31 protein-coding genes are annotated in these 15,985 nt (G+C 46.5%); 1 reads left to right on the top strand and 30 read right to left on the bottom strand.

Annotated features, from left to right (window positions below):
* The first annotated feature begins 411 nt into the window (after positions 1–411).
* The gene (locus ABT58_RS21580; RefSeq protein WP_047876509.1) at positions 412–600 is read left to right on the top strand and encodes a hypothetical protein; all 189 of its coding nucleotides are present in this window, start codon (positions 412–414) and stop codon (positions 598–600) included.
* A 255-nt stretch (positions 601–855) separates the two neighbouring features.
* Here ABT58_RS21580 and rplQ read toward each other — a convergent pair whose 3' ends face one another.
* From rplQ to ABT58_RS21430, 30 genes are all read right to left on the bottom strand, one after another.
* Positions 856–1,242 (bottom strand): 50S ribosomal protein L17, encoded by a 387-nt coding sequence (gene rplQ / locus ABT58_RS21575; protein WP_047876508.1) that lies wholly within the window; start codon positions 1,240–1,242, stop codon positions 856–858.
* 33 nt (positions 1,243–1,275) lie between these two features.
* Positions 1,276–2,265: a DNA-directed RNA polymerase subunit alpha gene (locus tag ABT58_RS21570; RefSeq protein ID WP_036817720.1), complete on the bottom strand. Its 990-nt coding sequence runs from the start codon at positions 2,263–2,265 to the stop codon at positions 1,276–1,278.
* Between the two features lie 23 nt (positions 2,266–2,288).
* Positions 2,289–2,909: a 30S ribosomal protein S4 gene (gene rpsD / locus ABT58_RS21565; RefSeq protein ID WP_047876507.1), complete on the bottom strand. Its 621-nt coding sequence runs from the start codon at positions 2,907–2,909 to the stop codon at positions 2,289–2,291.
* A gap of 27 nt (positions 2,910–2,936) precedes the next feature.
* The gene (gene rpsK, locus ABT58_RS21560) at positions 2,937–3,326 is read right to left on the bottom strand and encodes a 30S ribosomal protein S11 (RefSeq protein ID WP_005370963.1); all 390 of its coding nucleotides are present in this window, start codon (positions 3,324–3,326) and stop codon (positions 2,937–2,939) included.
* 17 nt (positions 3,327–3,343) lie between these two features.
* Positions 3,344–3,700 (bottom strand): 30S ribosomal protein S13, encoded by a 357-nt coding sequence (gene rpsM, locus ABT58_RS21555; protein WP_047876506.1) that lies wholly within the window; start codon positions 3,698–3,700, stop codon positions 3,344–3,346.
* Between the two features lie 145 nt (positions 3,701–3,845).
* Positions 3,846–3,959: a 50S ribosomal protein L36 gene (gene rpmJ, locus ABT58_RS21550; RefSeq protein WP_000868186.1), complete on the bottom strand. Its 114-nt coding sequence runs from the start codon at positions 3,957–3,959 to the stop codon at positions 3,846–3,848.
* A 30-nt stretch (positions 3,960–3,989) separates the two neighbouring features.
* Positions 3,990–5,315 carry a preprotein translocase subunit SecY gene (gene secY / locus ABT58_RS21545; protein ID WP_047876505.1) on the bottom strand — a complete coding sequence of 442 codons (1,326 nt, stop codon included), beginning with the start codon at positions 5,313–5,315 and terminating at the stop codon, positions 3,990–3,992.
* A 22-nt stretch (positions 5,316–5,337) separates the two neighbouring features.
* Positions 5,338–5,772 carry a 50S ribosomal protein L15 gene (gene rplO, locus ABT58_RS21540; RefSeq protein WP_047876504.1) on the bottom strand — a complete coding sequence of 145 codons (435 nt, stop codon included), beginning with the start codon at positions 5,770–5,772 and terminating at the stop codon, positions 5,338–5,340.
* A 5-nt stretch (positions 5,773–5,777) separates the two neighbouring features.
* Entirely contained in the window at positions 5,778–5,957 is a 180-nt protein-coding gene (rpmD, locus tag ABT58_RS21535; RefSeq protein ID WP_047876503.1) for a 50S ribosomal protein L30, read from the bottom strand.
* Positions 5,958–5,962: 5 nt separating this feature from the next.
* Complete coding sequence (rpsE, locus tag ABT58_RS21530) at positions 5,963–6,460, bottom strand: 30S ribosomal protein S5 (protein ID WP_036817708.1); 498 nt, start codon at positions 6,458–6,460, stop codon at positions 5,963–5,965.
* A gap of 12 nt (positions 6,461–6,472) precedes the next feature.
* Positions 6,473–6,826 carry a 50S ribosomal protein L18 gene (rplR, locus tag ABT58_RS21525; protein ID WP_047876502.1) on the bottom strand — a complete coding sequence of 118 codons (354 nt, stop codon included), beginning with the start codon at positions 6,824–6,826 and terminating at the stop codon, positions 6,473–6,475.
* Positions 6,827–6,835: 9 nt separating this feature from the next.
* Positions 6,836–7,369, bottom strand: a complete 534-nt coding sequence (rplF, locus tag ABT58_RS21520; protein WP_047876501.1) for a 50S ribosomal protein L6 — start codon at positions 7,367–7,369, stop codon at positions 6,836–6,838.
* A gap of 12 nt (positions 7,370–7,381) precedes the next feature.
* Positions 7,382–7,774, bottom strand: coding sequence for a 30S ribosomal protein S8 (gene rpsH / locus ABT58_RS21515; protein WP_047876500.1), 393 nt, complete (start codon positions 7,772–7,774; stop codon positions 7,382–7,384).
* 35 nt (positions 7,775–7,809) lie between these two features.
* Positions 7,810–8,115 carry a 30S ribosomal protein S14 gene (gene rpsN, locus ABT58_RS21510; protein ID WP_047876499.1) on the bottom strand — a complete coding sequence of 102 codons (306 nt, stop codon included), beginning with the start codon at positions 8,113–8,115 and terminating at the stop codon, positions 7,810–7,812.
* 15 nt (positions 8,116–8,130) lie between these two features.
* Complete coding sequence (gene rplE / locus ABT58_RS21505) at positions 8,131–8,670, bottom strand: 50S ribosomal protein L5 (RefSeq protein ID WP_047876498.1); 540 nt, start codon at positions 8,668–8,670, stop codon at positions 8,131–8,133.
* A 15-nt stretch (positions 8,671–8,685) separates the two neighbouring features.
* A complete protein-coding gene (gene rplX / locus ABT58_RS21500) occupies positions 8,686–8,997 on the bottom strand; it encodes a 50S ribosomal protein L24 (RefSeq protein ID WP_047876497.1) in 312 nt (103 codons plus the stop codon).
* 12 nt (positions 8,998–9,009) lie between these two features.
* Complete coding sequence (rplN, locus tag ABT58_RS21495; protein WP_047876496.1) at positions 9,010–9,381, bottom strand: 50S ribosomal protein L14; 372 nt, start codon at positions 9,379–9,381, stop codon at positions 9,010–9,012.
* A gap of 164 nt (positions 9,382–9,545) precedes the next feature.
* On the bottom strand, positions 9,546–9,800 hold the full coding sequence (gene rpsQ, locus ABT58_RS21490) for a 30S ribosomal protein S17 (protein WP_047876495.1): 255 nt from the start codon (positions 9,798–9,800) through the stop codon (positions 9,546–9,548).
* Complete coding sequence (gene rpmC, locus ABT58_RS21485) at positions 9,800–9,991, bottom strand: 50S ribosomal protein L29 (protein ID WP_047876494.1); 192 nt, start codon at positions 9,989–9,991, stop codon at positions 9,800–9,802. The genes rpsQ and rpmC overlap by 1 nt, the downstream gene beginning before the upstream one ends.
* Positions 9,991–10,401 carry a 50S ribosomal protein L16 gene (gene rplP, locus ABT58_RS21480; RefSeq protein ID WP_047876493.1) on the bottom strand — a complete coding sequence of 137 codons (411 nt, stop codon included), beginning with the start codon at positions 10,399–10,401 and terminating at the stop codon, positions 9,991–9,993. The genes rpmC and rplP overlap by 1 nt, the downstream gene beginning before the upstream one ends.
* An 11-nt stretch (positions 10,402–10,412) precedes the next feature.
* Positions 10,413–11,102: a 30S ribosomal protein S3 gene (gene rpsC / locus ABT58_RS21475; RefSeq protein ID WP_047876492.1), complete on the bottom strand. Its 690-nt coding sequence runs from the start codon at positions 11,100–11,102 to the stop codon at positions 10,413–10,415.
* A 19-nt stretch (positions 11,103–11,121) separates the two neighbouring features.
* Positions 11,122–11,454 carry a 50S ribosomal protein L22 gene (gene rplV / locus ABT58_RS21470; protein WP_047876491.1) on the bottom strand — a complete coding sequence of 111 codons (333 nt, stop codon included), beginning with the start codon at positions 11,452–11,454 and terminating at the stop codon, positions 11,122–11,124.
* Positions 11,455–11,464: 10 nt separating this feature from the next.
* Positions 11,465–11,743 (bottom strand): 30S ribosomal protein S19, encoded by a 279-nt coding sequence (gene rpsS / locus ABT58_RS21465; protein ID WP_007469141.1) that lies wholly within the window; start codon positions 11,741–11,743, stop codon positions 11,465–11,467.
* A gap of 18 nt (positions 11,744–11,761) precedes the next feature.
* Positions 11,762–12,586, bottom strand: coding sequence for a 50S ribosomal protein L2 (gene rplB, locus ABT58_RS21460; RefSeq protein ID WP_047876490.1), 825 nt, complete (start codon positions 12,584–12,586; stop codon positions 11,762–11,764).
* An 18-nt stretch (positions 12,587–12,604) separates the two neighbouring features.
* On the bottom strand, positions 12,605–12,907 hold the full coding sequence (rplW, locus tag ABT58_RS21455; RefSeq protein ID WP_047876489.1) for a 50S ribosomal protein L23: 303 nt from the start codon (positions 12,905–12,907) through the stop codon (positions 12,605–12,607).
* Positions 12,904–13,506: a 50S ribosomal protein L4 gene (rplD, locus tag ABT58_RS21450; RefSeq protein ID WP_047876488.1), complete on the bottom strand. Its 603-nt coding sequence runs from the start codon at positions 13,504–13,506 to the stop codon at positions 12,904–12,906. Before rplD ends, rplW begins: the two co-directional genes overlap by 4 nt.
* Positions 13,507–13,522: 16 nt before the next feature.
* Positions 13,523–14,152, bottom strand: a complete 630-nt coding sequence (rplC, locus tag ABT58_RS21445; protein ID WP_039465436.1) for a 50S ribosomal protein L3 — start codon at positions 14,150–14,152, stop codon at positions 13,523–13,525.
* A 13-nt stretch (positions 14,153–14,165) separates the two neighbouring features.
* Positions 14,166–14,477 (bottom strand): 30S ribosomal protein S10, encoded by a 312-nt coding sequence (gene rpsJ / locus ABT58_RS21440; RefSeq protein WP_047876487.1) that lies wholly within the window; start codon positions 14,475–14,477, stop codon positions 14,166–14,168.
* A 375-nt stretch (positions 14,478–14,852) separates the two neighbouring features.
* A complete protein-coding gene (bfr, locus tag ABT58_RS21435; protein ID WP_047876486.1) occupies positions 14,853–15,332 on the bottom strand; it encodes a bacterioferritin in 480 nt (159 codons plus the stop codon).
* A gap of 83 nt (positions 15,333–15,415) precedes the next feature.
* Positions 15,416–15,604 carry a (2Fe-2S)-binding protein gene (locus tag ABT58_RS21430; protein WP_047876485.1) on the bottom strand — a complete coding sequence of 63 codons (189 nt, stop codon included), beginning with the start codon at positions 15,602–15,604 and terminating at the stop codon, positions 15,416–15,418.
* Positions 15,605–15,985 lie beyond the last annotated feature (381 nt).

The following is a 15,985-nucleotide window of genomic DNA, read 5'->3' as shown; positions in this document are numbered from 1 at the left end:
TTCAATCTGAGCCATGATCAAACTCTTCAATTAAAGTTTTGGCTCAATGAATACTGTTAATTCATCACGATGTGATGAATGAATTGACTGTGCCGACTTCGCTTTATTGCTAAAGGTCCATCGTATTGGTCACTAGTATCATTGATAAATCTTTTTTGACTATCTATTCAACGAGTGCCCACACAGATTGCATGGTCAAATTGTTAAAGAACATTGACTCAGCGCAGTGCGCCGTGTCGAGGCTGCGTATCATATCACCGCAAACCTTGCTGTCAACAAGAAATTTTGAAATTTTCAAATTTTCAAAACCACTTTCTGACACATCTCTTTCGAGAGACCAACCCGTTTCACTTTGCTTTTCAGCGCAGCGTTCCGTGTCGACAGGGCAGCATTATAGGGAGATAAACTGACATGACAATCCTTTTTTTTTTCCAAAACGCACAAGCGAGCACAAAACAAACAAAGACACCGGTTATCGATGCAAAACACCACTCCCCTCTTCATGTTGAAGGTAATGACACAGCACGTTACGTACATATTGATGGCACCCATTTATCTCTCTTCGGCGCTAATGCCCTGCTCATTACGCTTTATAAATAGTGACATCTGCCTAGGGAAGTAGCTACCTCTCATCCATAGAACACCAAGGCCAATAAAAAACGATGTAATGATGTGGCTACGCAGCTCGTGATTGTTAAGACATAAAAAGGTCAATGAAAGAAAGGCACAATACAAAAGGAAGAGAAGAAGAGAAGAACAGGTAAAGCAGCAAAGTGGAATGCAGCAGGGTCGAAAAAGAGGTAAAAAAAAGCCGAGTCAGGGACTCGGCTTCTTTTGTATTTAACGCACTATTGCTTATTCAGCAGCAGCTTCTTCCTGAGCTTCAGGACGATCTACTAGCTCAATGTAAGCCATAGGGGCTTTATCGCCAGCACGGAAACCGCACTTAAGAATGCGAGTGTAGCCGCCAGGACGCTGAGCGAAACGTGGACCTAATTCGTTAAATAGTTTCGCAACTACTTCGTTATCACGAGTACGAGCGAATGCAAGACGACGGTTAGCAACACTGTCAGTCTTAGCTAGGGTAATCAATGGCTCAATTACGCGACGCAGCTCTTTTGCCTTAGGCAGGGTAGTCTTGATAAGCTCGTGACGTACCAAAGAGCTAGCCATGTTGCTGAACATAGCTTTGCGGTGGCTGCTGTTGCGGTTGAGTTGACGACCACTCTTACGATGGCGCATGACCTAATCCTTCTAACTAGATATCAGTAACTATTAATCTTCAGCAATAGATGCTGGCGGCCAGTTTTCTAGGCGCATGCCTAGAGACAAACCACGTGATGCCAGCACGTCTTTGATTTCTGTCAAAGACTTCTTACCAAGGTTAGGCGTTTTAAGTAGCTCAACCTCAGTGCGCTGAACGAGATCACCGATGTAGTGGATCGCTTCTGCTTTTAGACAGTTAGCAGAGCGAACAGTTAGTTCAAGATCGTCTACAGGACGCAGTAGGATCGGATCGAACTCCGGCTTCTCTTCTTTTTCTTCAGGAACACGTACATCACGAAGATCTACGAATGCATCCAGTTGCTCAGCAAGAATAGTTGCTGCACGACGGATAGCTTCCTCAGGATCAAGAGTACCGTTGGTCTCCATATCGATCACTAGCTTGTCAAGGTCAGTACGTTGTTCAACACGTGCTGCTTCAACTGCGTAAGCGATACGGTCAACTGGGCTGAATGTTGCATCAACCAGTAGACGACCAATTGGACGCTCGTCTTCTTCTGTGTGAATTCGAGCAGACGCTGGTACATAGCCACGACCACGCTCTACCTTGATGCGCATGCTGATTTCAGCATTGTCATCAGTTAGGTGGCAGATTACGTGTTCTGGGTTCGCAATCTCAACATCACCATCATGGGTGATGTCACCTGCAACAACAGGGCCTGCACCAGATTTATTCAGAGTAAGGATAACTTCGTCTTTACCCTCAACCTTAACGGCTAGGCCTTTAAGGTTTAGAAGGATCTCAAGAACATCTTCCTGTACTCCTTCTTTGGTGCTGTACTCGTGTAACACACCGTCGATCTCTACTTCAGTTACGGCACAACCCGGCATTGAAGATAGAAGAATACGACGTAGAGCGTTACCTAGAGTGTGGCCGAAACCACGCTCAAGTGGCTCAAGAGTTACTTTTGCATGCGTCGTGTTAACTTGTTCAATATCAACAAGACGTGGCTTAAGAAATTCTGTTACAGAACCCTGCATTGTGTCCTCTCTTAACTATAGCCTTACTTAGAGTAAAGCTCGACGATCAGGTGTTCGTTGATGTCGGCAGACAAATCAGAACGTTCTGGAAGACGCTTGAACGTACCTTCCATCTTGCTGCTGTCTACTTCGACCCAAGTCGGTAGTTCACGCTGAGTAGCAACTTCTAGAGCTGCTTTGATGCGTGCCTGGTTCTTAGCTTTCTCGCGAATGCTAACAACGTCGTTTGCCGCTACCTTGAAAGAAGGAACGTTTACGACTTTACCGTTAACTAGGATCGCTTTGTGGCTTACCAGCTGACGTGCTTCAGCGCGAGTAGCACCGAAACCCATGCGGTAAACAACGTTATCTAGACGACCTTCAAGAAGCTGAAGCAGGTTTTCACCTGTGTTGCCTTTAAGGCGAGCAGCTTCTTTGTAGTAGTTACGGAATTGCTTCTCAAGTACGCCATAAGTACGACGAACTTTTTGCTTCTCACGAAGCTGAACGCCGTAGTCAGATAGACGACCGCGACGCGCACCGTGCATGCCCGGTGCATTATCAATTTTACACTTGGTATCAATCGCGCGTACACCAGACTTAAGGAATAAGTCAGTGCCTTCACGACGGCTAAGCTTCAGCTTAGGACCCAAATATCTTGCCATGTTCTTTCTCCAGTTTTCCTAAAAACGTTATACGCGACGTTTCTTAGGTGGACGACAACCGTTATGAGGGATCGGAGTCGCATCAACAATGTTAGTGATACGGAAACCCGCTGCGTTTAGAGCGCGGATAGTAGACTCACGACCAGGACCTGGGCCCTTAACCATAACTTCTAGGTTCTTAACGCCATATTCTTTGGCCATTTCACCACAACGCTCAGCAGCAACCTGTGCAGCGAACGGAGTAGATTTACGAGAACCGCGGAAACCTGAACCACCTGCAGTAGCCCAAGATAGAGCGTTACCCTGACGGTCAGTAATGGTCACGATTGTGTTATTGAAAGAAGCATGAATGTGCGCAACGCCATCAGCTACTTGCTTGCGTACGCGCTTACGAGCGCGAGTTGGTTGTTTAGCCATTGTACTCTACCTTCCGATTATTTTTTGATCGGCTTGCGCGGACCCTTACGGGTACGTGCGTTGGTTTTAGTACGCTGTCCACGTAGTGGTAGACTGCGACGATGACGAAGACCACGGTAACAGCCAAGGTCCATAAGACGCTTGATGTTCATGGAAACTTCACGACGTAGATCACCTTCTACAGTGTATTTAGCTACACCATCACGCAGTAGATCGATCTGCTCTTCAGTTAGTTCACTGATCTTAACATCTTCAGCAATACCCACTTCAGCTAGGATAGCTTTAGAGCGAGTTTTACCAATGCCGTAGATCGCAGTAAGAGCGATTACAGAATGTTTATGATCAGGAATGTTAATGCCTGCAATACGGGCCACTATTCACTCCTAGTACTTTTCAAGAATAACCGCTGCAGAGCCCGTTCAGGATACGCAGCGGTGGAACAATTCTTTTGCACACACAAAAGATTGGTTGGCTAATTTAGCCAACCTACCTTCAATTTGCAAGAAATATTTCTGCTAATTAGCCTTGGCGCTGTTTGTGCTTTGGCTCACTGCAAATTACACGCACAACACCGTTGCGCTTGATAACTTTACAGTTACGGCAGATTTTCTTAACGGAAGCACGAACTTTCATTGCTAAACTCCGTAAATGGGATAACCACTCTTAACGGCTTGAGCCTTTAAGATTAGCCTTTTTCAAAACAGACTCATATTGTTGAGACATCAAATGTGTCTGAACTTGAGCCATGAAGTCCATAATGACTACAACTACAATCAGTAGTGAAGTACCGCCGAAGTAGAAGCGGACATTCCATGCAATCATCATAAACTCGGGGATCAGACAGATAAAGGTAATGTACATTGCACCAACTAGTGTTAGGCGAGTCATCACTTTATCTATATATTTTGCGGTCTGTTCTCCCGGGCGAATACCAGGTACGAACGCACCAGACTTCTTCAAGTTGTCAGCTGTCTCGCGAGGGTTAAACACCAACGCGGTATAGAAGAAACAGAAGAAAATAATCGCAGCAGCATAAAGCATCACATAAAGTGGCTGACCTGGGCTTAGCGCCAGTGAAACATCACTTAGCCAAGACAGGTTTTCATTCTGCCCGAACCACTGAGTCAGGGTACCAGGGAACAGAATAATACTTGATGCGAAGATTGCTGGAATTACCCCTGCCATGTTGATTTTCAACGGCAGGTGAGTGCTTTGCGCAGCAAAGACACGACGGCCTTGTTGACGCTTGGCATAGTTAACGACAATACGACGCTGACCACGCTCCATAAACACTACAAAGTAGATAACAGCAAAAGAAATTACTGCAATTAATAGTAGAAGAAGTACGTGCAATTCACCTTGACGCGCTTGCTCCACTGTCTGTCCAATAGCTGGCGGCAAACCTGCAACGATACCAGTGAAAATAATCAAAGATATACCGTTACCAATGCCACGCTCGGTAATTTGTTCACCTAACCACATTAAGAACATGGTACCAGTAACCAAACTCACAACCGCAACAAAGTAGAATCCTAGACCCGGATTTACAACCAGGCCTGGGATCATACTAGGTAACCCCGTCGCAATACCAATTGCTTGGAAGGTTGCCAAAACAAGCGTGCCGTAACGGGTATACTGGCTAATCTTACGACGGCCAGCCTCCCCTTCCTTCTTTAGCTCAGCTAAAGGCGAATATACGACCGTCAGCAACTGAACAATGATCGATGCCGAAATATACGGCATGATACCCAGTGCAAGAATGGAAGCACGCTCAAGTGCACCACCAGAGAACATGTTAAACAGTTCAATGATGGTACCCTTTTGCTGTTCGAACAGATCGGCAAGTACAGCAGCGTCAATACCAGGAATAGGCACAAAGGAGCCTGCTCGGAAAATTAAGATAGCACCTAATACGAATAGCAGGCGAGTCTTAAGCTCTGCTAGGCCACCTTGCGCACTACGAAAATCTTGTCCTGGTTGTTTAGCCATCTGTACCTCATCCTCGAGTTAATTATTCCTCGATTTTACCGCCTGCAGCTTCGATAGCAGCTTTAGCGCCTTTAGTCACGCGTAGACCTTTAACTGTTACAGCGCGCGCGATCTCACCAGAAAGTACAACTTTCGCGAACTCGATGTTCTTAGTGATTACGTTTGCAGCCTTTAGAGTTTCTAGGCTTACTACGTCACCTTCAACTTTCGCTAGCTCTGCTAGACGAACTTCAGCTGATACTAGGCTCTTACGAGAAGTAAAACCGAATTTTGGTAGACGCTGTTTCAAAGGCATTTGACCGCCTTCGAAGCCTGGACGTACAGAACCACCTGAACGTGATTTCTGACCTTTGTGACCACGGCCACAAGTTTTACCCAGACCTGAACCGATACCACGGCCTACGCGCTTCGCAGAAGGCTTAGAACCCGCAGCCGGAGATAGAGTATTCAAACGCATTCTGATTACTCCTCAACTTTAACCATGTAGTAAACCTTGTTGATCATGCCGCGTACGCAAGCAGTATCTTCAAGTTCTACAGTGTGGTTGATGCGACGAAGGCCAAGGCCCAGCAAAGTAGCTTTGTGCTTCGGTAGACGACCGATAGAGCTCTTTGTCTGTGTTACTTTAATAGTCTTTGCCATGTCGATTACTCCAGAATTTCTTTAACAGAAAGACCACGCTTAGCAGCGATCATTTCTGGAGAGTTCATGCCACTCAAACCATCAATAGTCGCGCGAACGATGTTGATTGGGTTTGTAGAGCCGTATGCTTTAGCTAGTACGTTGCGAACGCCCGCAACTTCTAGCACTGCACGCATTGCACCACCGGCGATGATACCTGTACCTTCTGAAGCAGGCTGCATGTACACTTTAGAACCAGTGTGGCGACCTTTAACAGCGTGGTGTAGAGTACCGTCGTTTAGTGCAACAGTAACCATGTTACGGCGTGCTTTTTCCATCGCTTTCTGGATTGCAGCAGGAACTTCACGTGCCTTACCGTAACCAAAACCGATGCGACCGTTACCGTCACCAACTACAGTTAGTGCAGTAAAGCTGAAAATACGACCACCTTTAACCGTCTTAGATACACGGTTAACAGCGATCAGCTTTTCATGCAAATCTGATTGAGTTTTTTCGTTAGCCATCTTCCGCCTACCTTAGAATTTCAGACCAGCTTCACGAGCAGCTTCTGCTAGTGCAGCTACACGGCCGTGGTATTGGAAACCAGAACGATCGAATGCAACGTTAGAGATGCCTTTTTCAATCGCGCGCTCAGCAATAGCTTTACCTACAGCTGCAGCAGCGTCTTTGTTACCGGTGCTCTTAACCTGCTCACGGATCGCTTTTTCTAGGGTAGAAGCGGCTGCGATTACCTCAGAGCCATTTGGTGCGATTACCTGAGCGTACACGTGACGTGGAGTACGGTGTACAACTAGGCGAGTTGCGCCCAGTTCAGCAATCTTACGACGTGCTCGGGTCGCACGACGGATACGAGATGCTTTCTTATCCATAGTGTTACCTTACTTCTTCTTAGCTTCTTTAGTACGCACGATTTCATCGGCGTAACGAACACCTTTGCCTTTGTACGGCTCAGGGCTACGGTAAGCGCGAATATCAGCAGCTACCTGACCAACCAACTGCTTATCAGTACCTGTTAGTACGATTTCAGTTTGAGTTGGACACTCAGCTTTGATACCTGCTGGCAGTTCGTGCTCAACTGGGTGAGAGAAGCCTAGAGTTAGTGCTACAGCGTTGCCTTTCATAGCAGCACGGTAACCTACACCCTTAAGAACAAGCTTCTTAGTGTAACCTTCAGTAACACCAACAACCATGTTGTTAACTAGTGCACGAGCAGTACCTGCTTGTGCCCAAGCTTTTTCGAAACCTTCACGAGGACCGAAAGTGATAGCATTCTCTTCCTGGGAAAGAACAACTGCTTCGTTGATAACGCGAGATAGTTCGCCTTTACCACCTTTAACAGTGATTTCCTGACCGTTAAGTTTAACTTCTACGCCGGCAGGAATAACTACTGGTGCTTTTGCAACACGAGACATTTCCTACTCCTATTATGCTACGTAGCAGATAATCTCACCGCCAAGACCCGCTTTGCGAGCAGCGCGGTCGGTCATAAGACCCTTGGAAGTGGATACAACAGCAATACCAAGGCCACCCATCACTGATGGAAGTGCATCTTTTTTCTTGTAGATGCGCAGACCAGGACGTGATACACGTTGGATTTGCTCGATAACTGGGTTTGCTTCGAAGTACTTAAGAGTAACTTCTAGCTCAGGCTTAACTTCACCAGTAACAGTGTAGTCAGCCACAAAACCTTCTTCTTTAAGTAGTGCAGCGATTGCAACTTTTAGCTTAGAAGATGGCATTTTAACAGCAACTTTTTTCGCTGCCTGACCGTTACGAAGACGGGTCAGCATATCCGAAATCGGATCTTGCATGCTCATAAGTTAATACTCCGTGATTCTGAATTGCTAACTGATTACCAGCTTGCTTTACGTAGACCCGGAATCTCGCCTTTCATGCAAGCTTCACGAACCTTGATACGGCTTAGACCAAACTTACGTAGGTAGCCGTGTGGACGTCCAGTCTGGTTACAGCGGTTACGCTGACGAGACTTCGCAGAATCACGTGGTAGTGACTGAAGTTTAAGCACTGCATTCCAGCGGTCTTCTTCAGACGCATTCACGTCGCTGATTAGTGCTTTTAGCGCTGCACGCTTTTCAGCGAACTTTGCTGCTAGCATGGCACGTTTTGCTTCGCGTGCCTTCATAGATTCTTTAGCCATTAGTAACCCTTACTTTTACTTACGGAATGGGAAGTTAAAAGCAGACAGCAGAGCATGAGCTTCTTCATCAGACTTAGCAGAAGTTGTGATAGTGATATCAAGACCACGTACACGATCTACTTTATCGTAATCGATTTCTGGGAAGATGATCTGCTCACGAACGCCCATGCTGTAGTTACCACGACCATCGAATGACTTAGGGTTTAGACCACGGAAGTCACGAATACGTGGAACAGCAATTGAAATTAGACGCTCGAAGAAGTCCCACATACGTTCGCCACGTAGAGTTACTTTACAGCCAATAGGGTAGCCCTCACGGATCTTAAAGCCAGCGACAGACTTACGCGCTACAGTGATTAGCGGCTTCTGACCTGCAATTGCAGTCATGTCAGCAGCAGCGTTTTCTAGCAGCTTCTTGTCATTGATAGCTTCGCCCACACCCATGTTAAGTGTGATCTTTTCGATCCTTGGGACTTGCATGATACTCTTGTATTCGAACTTGCCAGCAAGATCTTTTACAACAGTCTCTTTGTAGTAATCATGCAGTTTCGCCATAGTACTACTCCAAACTTACTTAATAGTTTCGCCAGTCGACTTGAAGAAACGAACTTTTTTGCCGTCTTCAAATCGGAAGCCTACACGGTCCGCTTTACCTTCACCGTTAACGATTGCAACGTTAGAAGCGTCGATTGCTGCTTCTTTTTCAACGATGCCACCTTGGATGCCCATAGCCGGTACAGGCTTCTGGTGCTTCTTAACAAGGTTGATACCTTCAACGATTACTTTACCGGTTGCTAGAACCTTAGATACTTTACCTTTCTTACCTTTATCTTTACCAGTAAGAACGATAACTTCGTCGTTACGACGGATTTTAGCTGCCATTTGAATTACTCCTTACAGTACTTCAGGCGCTAGTGAAACGATCTTCATGAACTTATCGCCACGAAGCTCACGAGTCACAGGGCCAAAAATACGAGTACCGATTGGTTGCTCAGTAGTGTTGTTCAACAGTACGCAAGCATTACGGTCAAAACGAATGACAGAGCCGTCTGGACGACGAACGCCTTTACGAGTGCGCACAACCACCGCTTTCAGGACGTCACCTTTCTTAACTTTACCGCGAGGAATTGCTTCCTTAACAGTAACTTTGATGACATCACCGATATGTGCATAACGACGGTGTGAACCACCCAGAACCTTAATACACATTACGCTACGAGCGCCGGAGTTATCGGCAGCATCAAGCATACTTTGCATTTGGATCATGTTAGTGCTCCGCTAATTTTAAACATCTAGACCCATCACGGGTCGATTTGCCTTTTCTTCAAAGGCGGCGAATAATAACACCATTTTCGACCGATGGGTAGACAAAAAATAAACGGCCCCAAAGATTTTTCGGGGCCGCTCAGTTATATCGTAGTTAAGTCCGCTTAGATGCGAGCTTTTTCAACTACGCGTACCAGTGTCCAAGACTTAGTCTTAGACAGTGGACGACACTCACGAACCTCAACTGTGTCGCCTAGGCCACACTCGTTGTTTTCGTCATGTGCATGCAGTTTAGTCGTGCGAGTGATGTACTTACCGTAGATCGGGTGCTTCACTTTACGCTCGATTGCAACAACAATTGACTTGTCGCCTTTGTCGCTAACTACACGACCAAGCTGAGTACGAATTTTATCGCTCATTATGCGCCAGCCTTCTCAGTTAGAACGGTTTTAACACGTGCGATATCGCGACGTACAGCTTTCAGAGTGTGAGACTGCTGTAGCTGACCAGTTGCAGCTTGCATGCGCAAGTTGAACTGCTCACGTAGTAGGCCTACAAGCTCAGCATTCAGCTCTTCAACGCTTTTAGCGCGCAGATCTTGTGCTTTCATCACATCACCGCCTTTGTTACGAATGTTGTTTTGATTGGTAGCTTACGTGCAGCAAGATCGAATGCTTCACGAGCTAGTGTTTCAGAAACACCATCCATTTCGTATAGAACTTTACCTGGTTGAATCTGTGCTACCCAGTACTCAACGTTACCCTTACCTTTACCTTGACGAACTTCAAGAGGCTTAGATGTGATTGGTTTGTCTGGGAATACACGAATCCAGATTTGGCCCTGACGTTTGATATGACGAGTCATAGCACGACGTGCCGCTTCGATCTGACGAGCAGTTAGGCGACCACGGCCAACAGCTTTAAGACCAAATGTACCGAAGCTTACATCAGTACCGTTCGCTAGACCGCGGTTACGACCTTTGAAAGTCTTGCGGAATTTAGTGCGTTTAGGTTGCAGCATCAATAAACTCCTTATTTACGGCCTTTGCGCTGCTTCTTAGGCTTGTCAGCCTTTGGCTCTTCAACCGGCATACCGCCTAGAACTTCACCTTTGAAGATCCAAACTTTAACGCCGATAACACCGTACTGGGTGTGAGCCGAAGAAGTTGCGTAATCAATGTCAGCACGTAGAGTGTGTAGAGGCACACGGCCTTCACGGTACCACTCAGTACGTGCGATTTCAGCACCGCCTAGACGGCCGCTTACTTCTACCTTGATACCTTTAGCGCCAAGACGCATAGCGTTCTGAACTGCACGCTTCATAGCGCGACGGAACATAACACGACGCTCTAGCTGAGACGAAATGCTGTCTGCTACTAGCTGACCGTCTAGCTCTGGCTTACGTACTTCAGAGATGTTGATCTGAGCTGGAACGCCCGCGATCTTAGCTACTGCTGCACGTAGTTTCTCAACGTCTTCACCTTTCTTACCGATAACAACGCCTGGACGAGCAGTGTGAATAGTCACACGGATGCTCTTAGCAGGACGCTCGATAACGATGCGTGAAAGAGACGCTTTTGCTAGTTCCTTAGTAAGGAACTGACGTACCTTGAAATCGCCGTCTAGGTTGTCAGCGAACTCTTGGCTGTTAGCAAACCATGTAGTATTCCAAGGCTTAACGATGCCTAGACGAATACCATTAGGATGTACTTTTTGACCCATTGCTTTCTCTCCTAGTCTCTTAGCGGTCTGCTACAACAACAGTGATGTGGCTAGAACGCTTCAAGATGCGATCGGCACGGCCTTTAGCACGAGGCATAATACGCTTCATGGTAGGACCTTCGTCAACGAAGATTTTAGCTACTGATAGATCATCAATATCTGCGCCTTCGTTGTGTTCTGCGTTAGCGATAGCAGACTCTAGAACTTTCTTAATTAGATCAGCAGCTTTTTTGTTGCTGAAAGTTAGAATTTCTAGAGCTTGAGCAACTGGCTTACCGCGCAGTTGATCCGCAACCAAACGAGCTTTCTGCGGCGAAATGCGAGCAAAGCGATGTTTAGCGATAGCTTCCATTACCTACTCCTTAGCGCTTCTTAGCTTTCTTATCCGCAGCGTGGCCACGGTAAGTGCGTGTTGGTGCAAATTCGCCTAGCTTGTGACCGATCATTTCTTCAGAAACGAAAACAGGAACGTGCTGACGACCATTATGGACAGCGATGGTCAAACCGATCATCTGAGGGATGATCATTGAGCGACGGGACCAAGTCTTAACAGGCTTCTTGTCACCGCTTTCCACCGCTTTCTCTACCTTCTTCAGCAAGTGCAGGTCAATAAAAGGACCTTTCTTGAGAGAACGTGGCATGGCGTATCCTCTTTAAAATTACTTGTTACGACGACGTACGATGTACTTGTCGGTACGCTTGTTCTTACGAGTCTTGTAACCCTTAGTTGGAACACCCCAAGGTGTAACTGGGTGACGACCACCAGAAGTACGGCCTTCACCACCACCGTGTGGGTGGTCAACTGGGTTCATTACAACACCACGTACAGTTGGACGAACACCGCGCCAACGTGAAGCACCAGCTTTACCTAGTTCACGTAGCATGTGTTCTGCGTTACCAACTTCACCTAGAGTCGCACGACCTTCAGCAAGAACTTTACGCATTTCACCAGAACGTAGACGTAGAGTCACATAAGTGCCTGCACGTGCAACGATCTGAGCGTATGCACCAGCTGAACGAGCCAGCTGAGCACCTTTACCAGGCTTAAGTTCAACACAGTGTACTGTTGAACCTACTGGGATGTTGCGCATTGGTAGAGTGTTACCAACTTTGATAGCAGCATCTGCGCCAGACTGGATTGAATCACCAGCCTGAAGACCTTTAGGTGCGATGATGTAGCGGCGCTCACCGTCTGCGTACAGAACTAGAGCAATGTTTGCGCTACGGTTTGGATCGTATTCTAGACGCTCAACTTTCGCTGGGATGCCATCTTTGTTACGTTTGAAATCGATGATACGGTAAGCATTTTTGTTACCACCACCGATGTGACGTACTGTGATACGACCGTTGTTATTACGACCACCAGACTTAGATTTTTTCTCTAGTAGTGGTGCGTACGGCTTACCCTTATGCAGGTCAGAGTTAACCACTTTAACTACGTGGCGACGACCTGGGGAAGTCGGCTTACATTTTACAATAGCCATTCTTCTTTGCTCCTAGCCTTACTCTGCACTACCAGCGAAGTCGATGTCTTGACCTTCTTTCAAGATTACATACGCTTTCTTCACGTCTGAACGACGGCCTTGGCGCATACCTTGACGCTTGGTCTTACCCTTAGTGATAAGAGTATTTACAGACTTAACTTCAACCTCGAACAGTTTTTCAACTGCTGCTTTGATCTCTTTCTTAGTTGCGTTCATCGCTACTTTGAAAACGATAGTGTTACCGTTTTCAGCAGCCATGGTTGCTTTTTCAGAGATGTGCGGAGCACGTAGAACTTTTAGAATACGCTCTTCAGTGATCATGCTAGCATCTCCTCAACTGCTTTAACTGCAGCTGCAGTCATCACAACTTTATCGAAAGCGATTAGGCTAACTGGGTCGATTGCCTTCGCGTCACGTACGTCTACTTTGTATAGGTTACGTGCAGCTAGGAATAGATTCTCATCTAGTTCACCAGTTACGATCAGTGCATCTGTCAACTCAAGCTCTTTAAGCTTAGCTACTAGAGCTTTAGTCTTAGGAGCTTCGATTGAGAAGTCTTCAACAACGATTAGACGCTCTTGACGAACTAGCTCAGACAGGATGCTCTTCATCGCACCACGGTACATTTTCTTGTTAACTTTCTGGCTGTGGTCTTGTGGACGAGCAGCGAAAGTTACACCACCGGTACGCCATAGTGGGCTACGGATTGTACCAGCACGAGCGCGGCCTGTACCTTTCTGGCGCCATGGCTTAGCGCCACCACCAGAAACGTCAGAACGAGTCTTCTGAGCACGAGTACCTTGACGAGCACCTGCTGCGAAAGCAACAACTACCTGATGTACAAGCGCTTCATTGAAGTCACGCCCAAAAGTAGTTTCGGAGACAGTTAGTGCGTTAGCACCTTTGACTACCAATTCCATTACTAACTCCTCGACGTTACGCTTTAACAGCTGGTTTAACGATCACGTTGCCACCTGTTGCGCCTGGTACTGCACCTTTGATAAGAAGCAGATTGCGCTCAGCGTCAACACGTACGATCTCTAGGTTTTGAGTCGTTACACGCTCAGCACCCATGTGACCAGCCATTTTCTTGCCTTTAAATACGCGACCTGGAGTTTGACATTGGCCAATTGAACCCGGTGCACGGTGAGACAAGGAGTTACCGTGGGTCATATCTTGAGTACGGAAGTTCCAGCGCTTAACAGCACCCTGGAAGCCTTTACCCTTAGATGTACCAGTAACGTCTACTTTTTTGATTTCGTTGAACAGCTCAACAGTTAGCTCAGCGCCAACAGCGAACTCTTCGTTGTTCTCTAGACGGAATTCCCAAAGACCGCGACCTGCTTCAACACCTGCTTTCGCAAAGTGGCCAGCTTCTGGCTTAGAAACACGGTTAGCTTTCTTTGAACCAGTAGTTACCTGGATTGCGTTGTAGCCGTCAGTTTCAACAGATTTAACCTGAGAAACGCGGTTCGCTTCAACTTCAACCACAGTTACTGGGATAGAAACGCCATCTTCGGTAAATACGCGGGTCATGCCCACTTTACGACCGATTAGACCAATCATTCTCTTATCTCCCTTAACCTAGGCTGATCTGAACGTCAACGCCAGCAGCTAGGTCTAGACGCATAAGAGCGTCAACAGTTTTGTCTGTTGGCTCAACGATGTCGATAAGGCGCTTGTGAGTACGGATTTCGTACTGGTCACGTGCACTCTTATTAACGTGAGGAGAAATAAGAACAGTGAAACGCTCTTTACGAGTAGGTAGTGGGATTGGACCCTTAACCTGCGCGCCAGTACGCTTAGCTGTTTCAACGATTTCCGCAGTTGACTGATCGATCAAACGGTGATCGAACGCCTTTAGGCGGATACGAATACGTTGGTTCTGCATTAGACAGAGCTCCAAATAAAAATTACACAAACAATATCGCCACTCAGACTCGTGAAGACGAGAGAATGTACGATTGATTTATGTGAACGTAGTACCCCTATCGGGCACATTGTCAGTCAATTTAATGACTGCGAACATAAGTCAGAGTATACATTAATAAACTGATTAACAGCTTCTTCCTCAACGCTTATTGGTTCACAACTGCACTTACGAGATTTGGTTACCTCGGGCAGTGGGGAGCATTATACAGATCACACTTTGGAACGCAAGCCTTGTTGTAAAAATAATCAGGCGAGGTAATAACAGGAAGAAAAACAGCGCTATCTACATGAAATAAAAGGGAGAAGCGAGTGCTCCCCTCCCCCTCTTCTCGGCTTACTCGTCGTCATCCACAATTTGGGCTTGGTTATAATTAGCAATGCCCATTTTTTCAATCAGCCCCAATTGGGTTTCAAGCCAGTCGACATGCTCTTCTTCATCTTCCAGGATATTCTGGAACAAGTCGCGCGAGACATAGTCCCGCACCTCTTCGGCATAGGCAATGGCATCTCGCAGATCCGGAATGGCCGCCATCTCTAACGCCAAATCACACTCGAGCATCTCTTGGGTATCTTCACCGATATTGAGCTTCCCCAGATCTTGCAGGTTGGGTAGCCCTTCTAAAAACAGGATACGTTCGATCAGGTGATCGGCATGATTCATCTCATCGATGGACTCATGGTATTCCTTATCGGCGAGGTGTTTGAGCCCCCAATCTTTGTACATGCGGGCATGAAGAAAATATTGATTAATAGCAACCAGCTCGTTGCCGAGGATTTTGTTGAGATGTTGAATGATTTTCGGATCAGCTTTCATTACGCACACTCCTCTGTCGGCTCCCTAAAGCATAGAACCGATAAAGGGGGTGTCAAAACGCCCTGCCAGAAAAGTCGTGACCGTTAACTGGCCTTTTGATACTTCGCCGCCACTGTCTGCTCAATCAGCACTTTGGCTTGTCGAATGCACTTTCCACACTGTGAGCCCAACGGGGTCAATTGGCGGATCCCTTTTAAATCGTAGATCCCCTCTTGCTCAACAAGTTGGACGATTTTCTTATCAGAAATAGCATGGCATAAGCAAACAAACATACAGTGACGCTCTTAATTTGAATTGCCTCAAATATAAACAAGAATCGTTCTTATTACTATCAATAGCGTTCGTGCTATCTATACCTATTCGCAATATAAAACGCACAGTTAGATGAAACGCAAATATGAGTACATGTATGACTGGCTATATAGACAAGATAAGCGGATAAGCGGATAAGCGGATAAGCGGATAAGCGGATAAGCGGATAAGCGGATAAGCGGATAAGGATACATCACCGGGCTAAATGGGCAATGTACAGATGCAAAAAAGGGAGCCGAAGCTCCCTTTTTCAGTACTGTGTTACTAGTAGTTATTAAGCAACGATAGTTGCAACAACACCAGCACCAACTGTACGGCCACCTTCACGGATAGCAAAACGT

Origin of the sequence: Photobacterium aphoticum, assembly GCF_001029435.1 — a bacterium.
In the GTDB taxonomy this organism is placed as follows: Bacteria; Pseudomonadota; Gammaproteobacteria; order Enterobacterales; family Vibrionaceae; genus Photobacterium; species Photobacterium aphoticum.
This window is presented reverse-complemented; position numbering and strand designations above follow the sequence as displayed.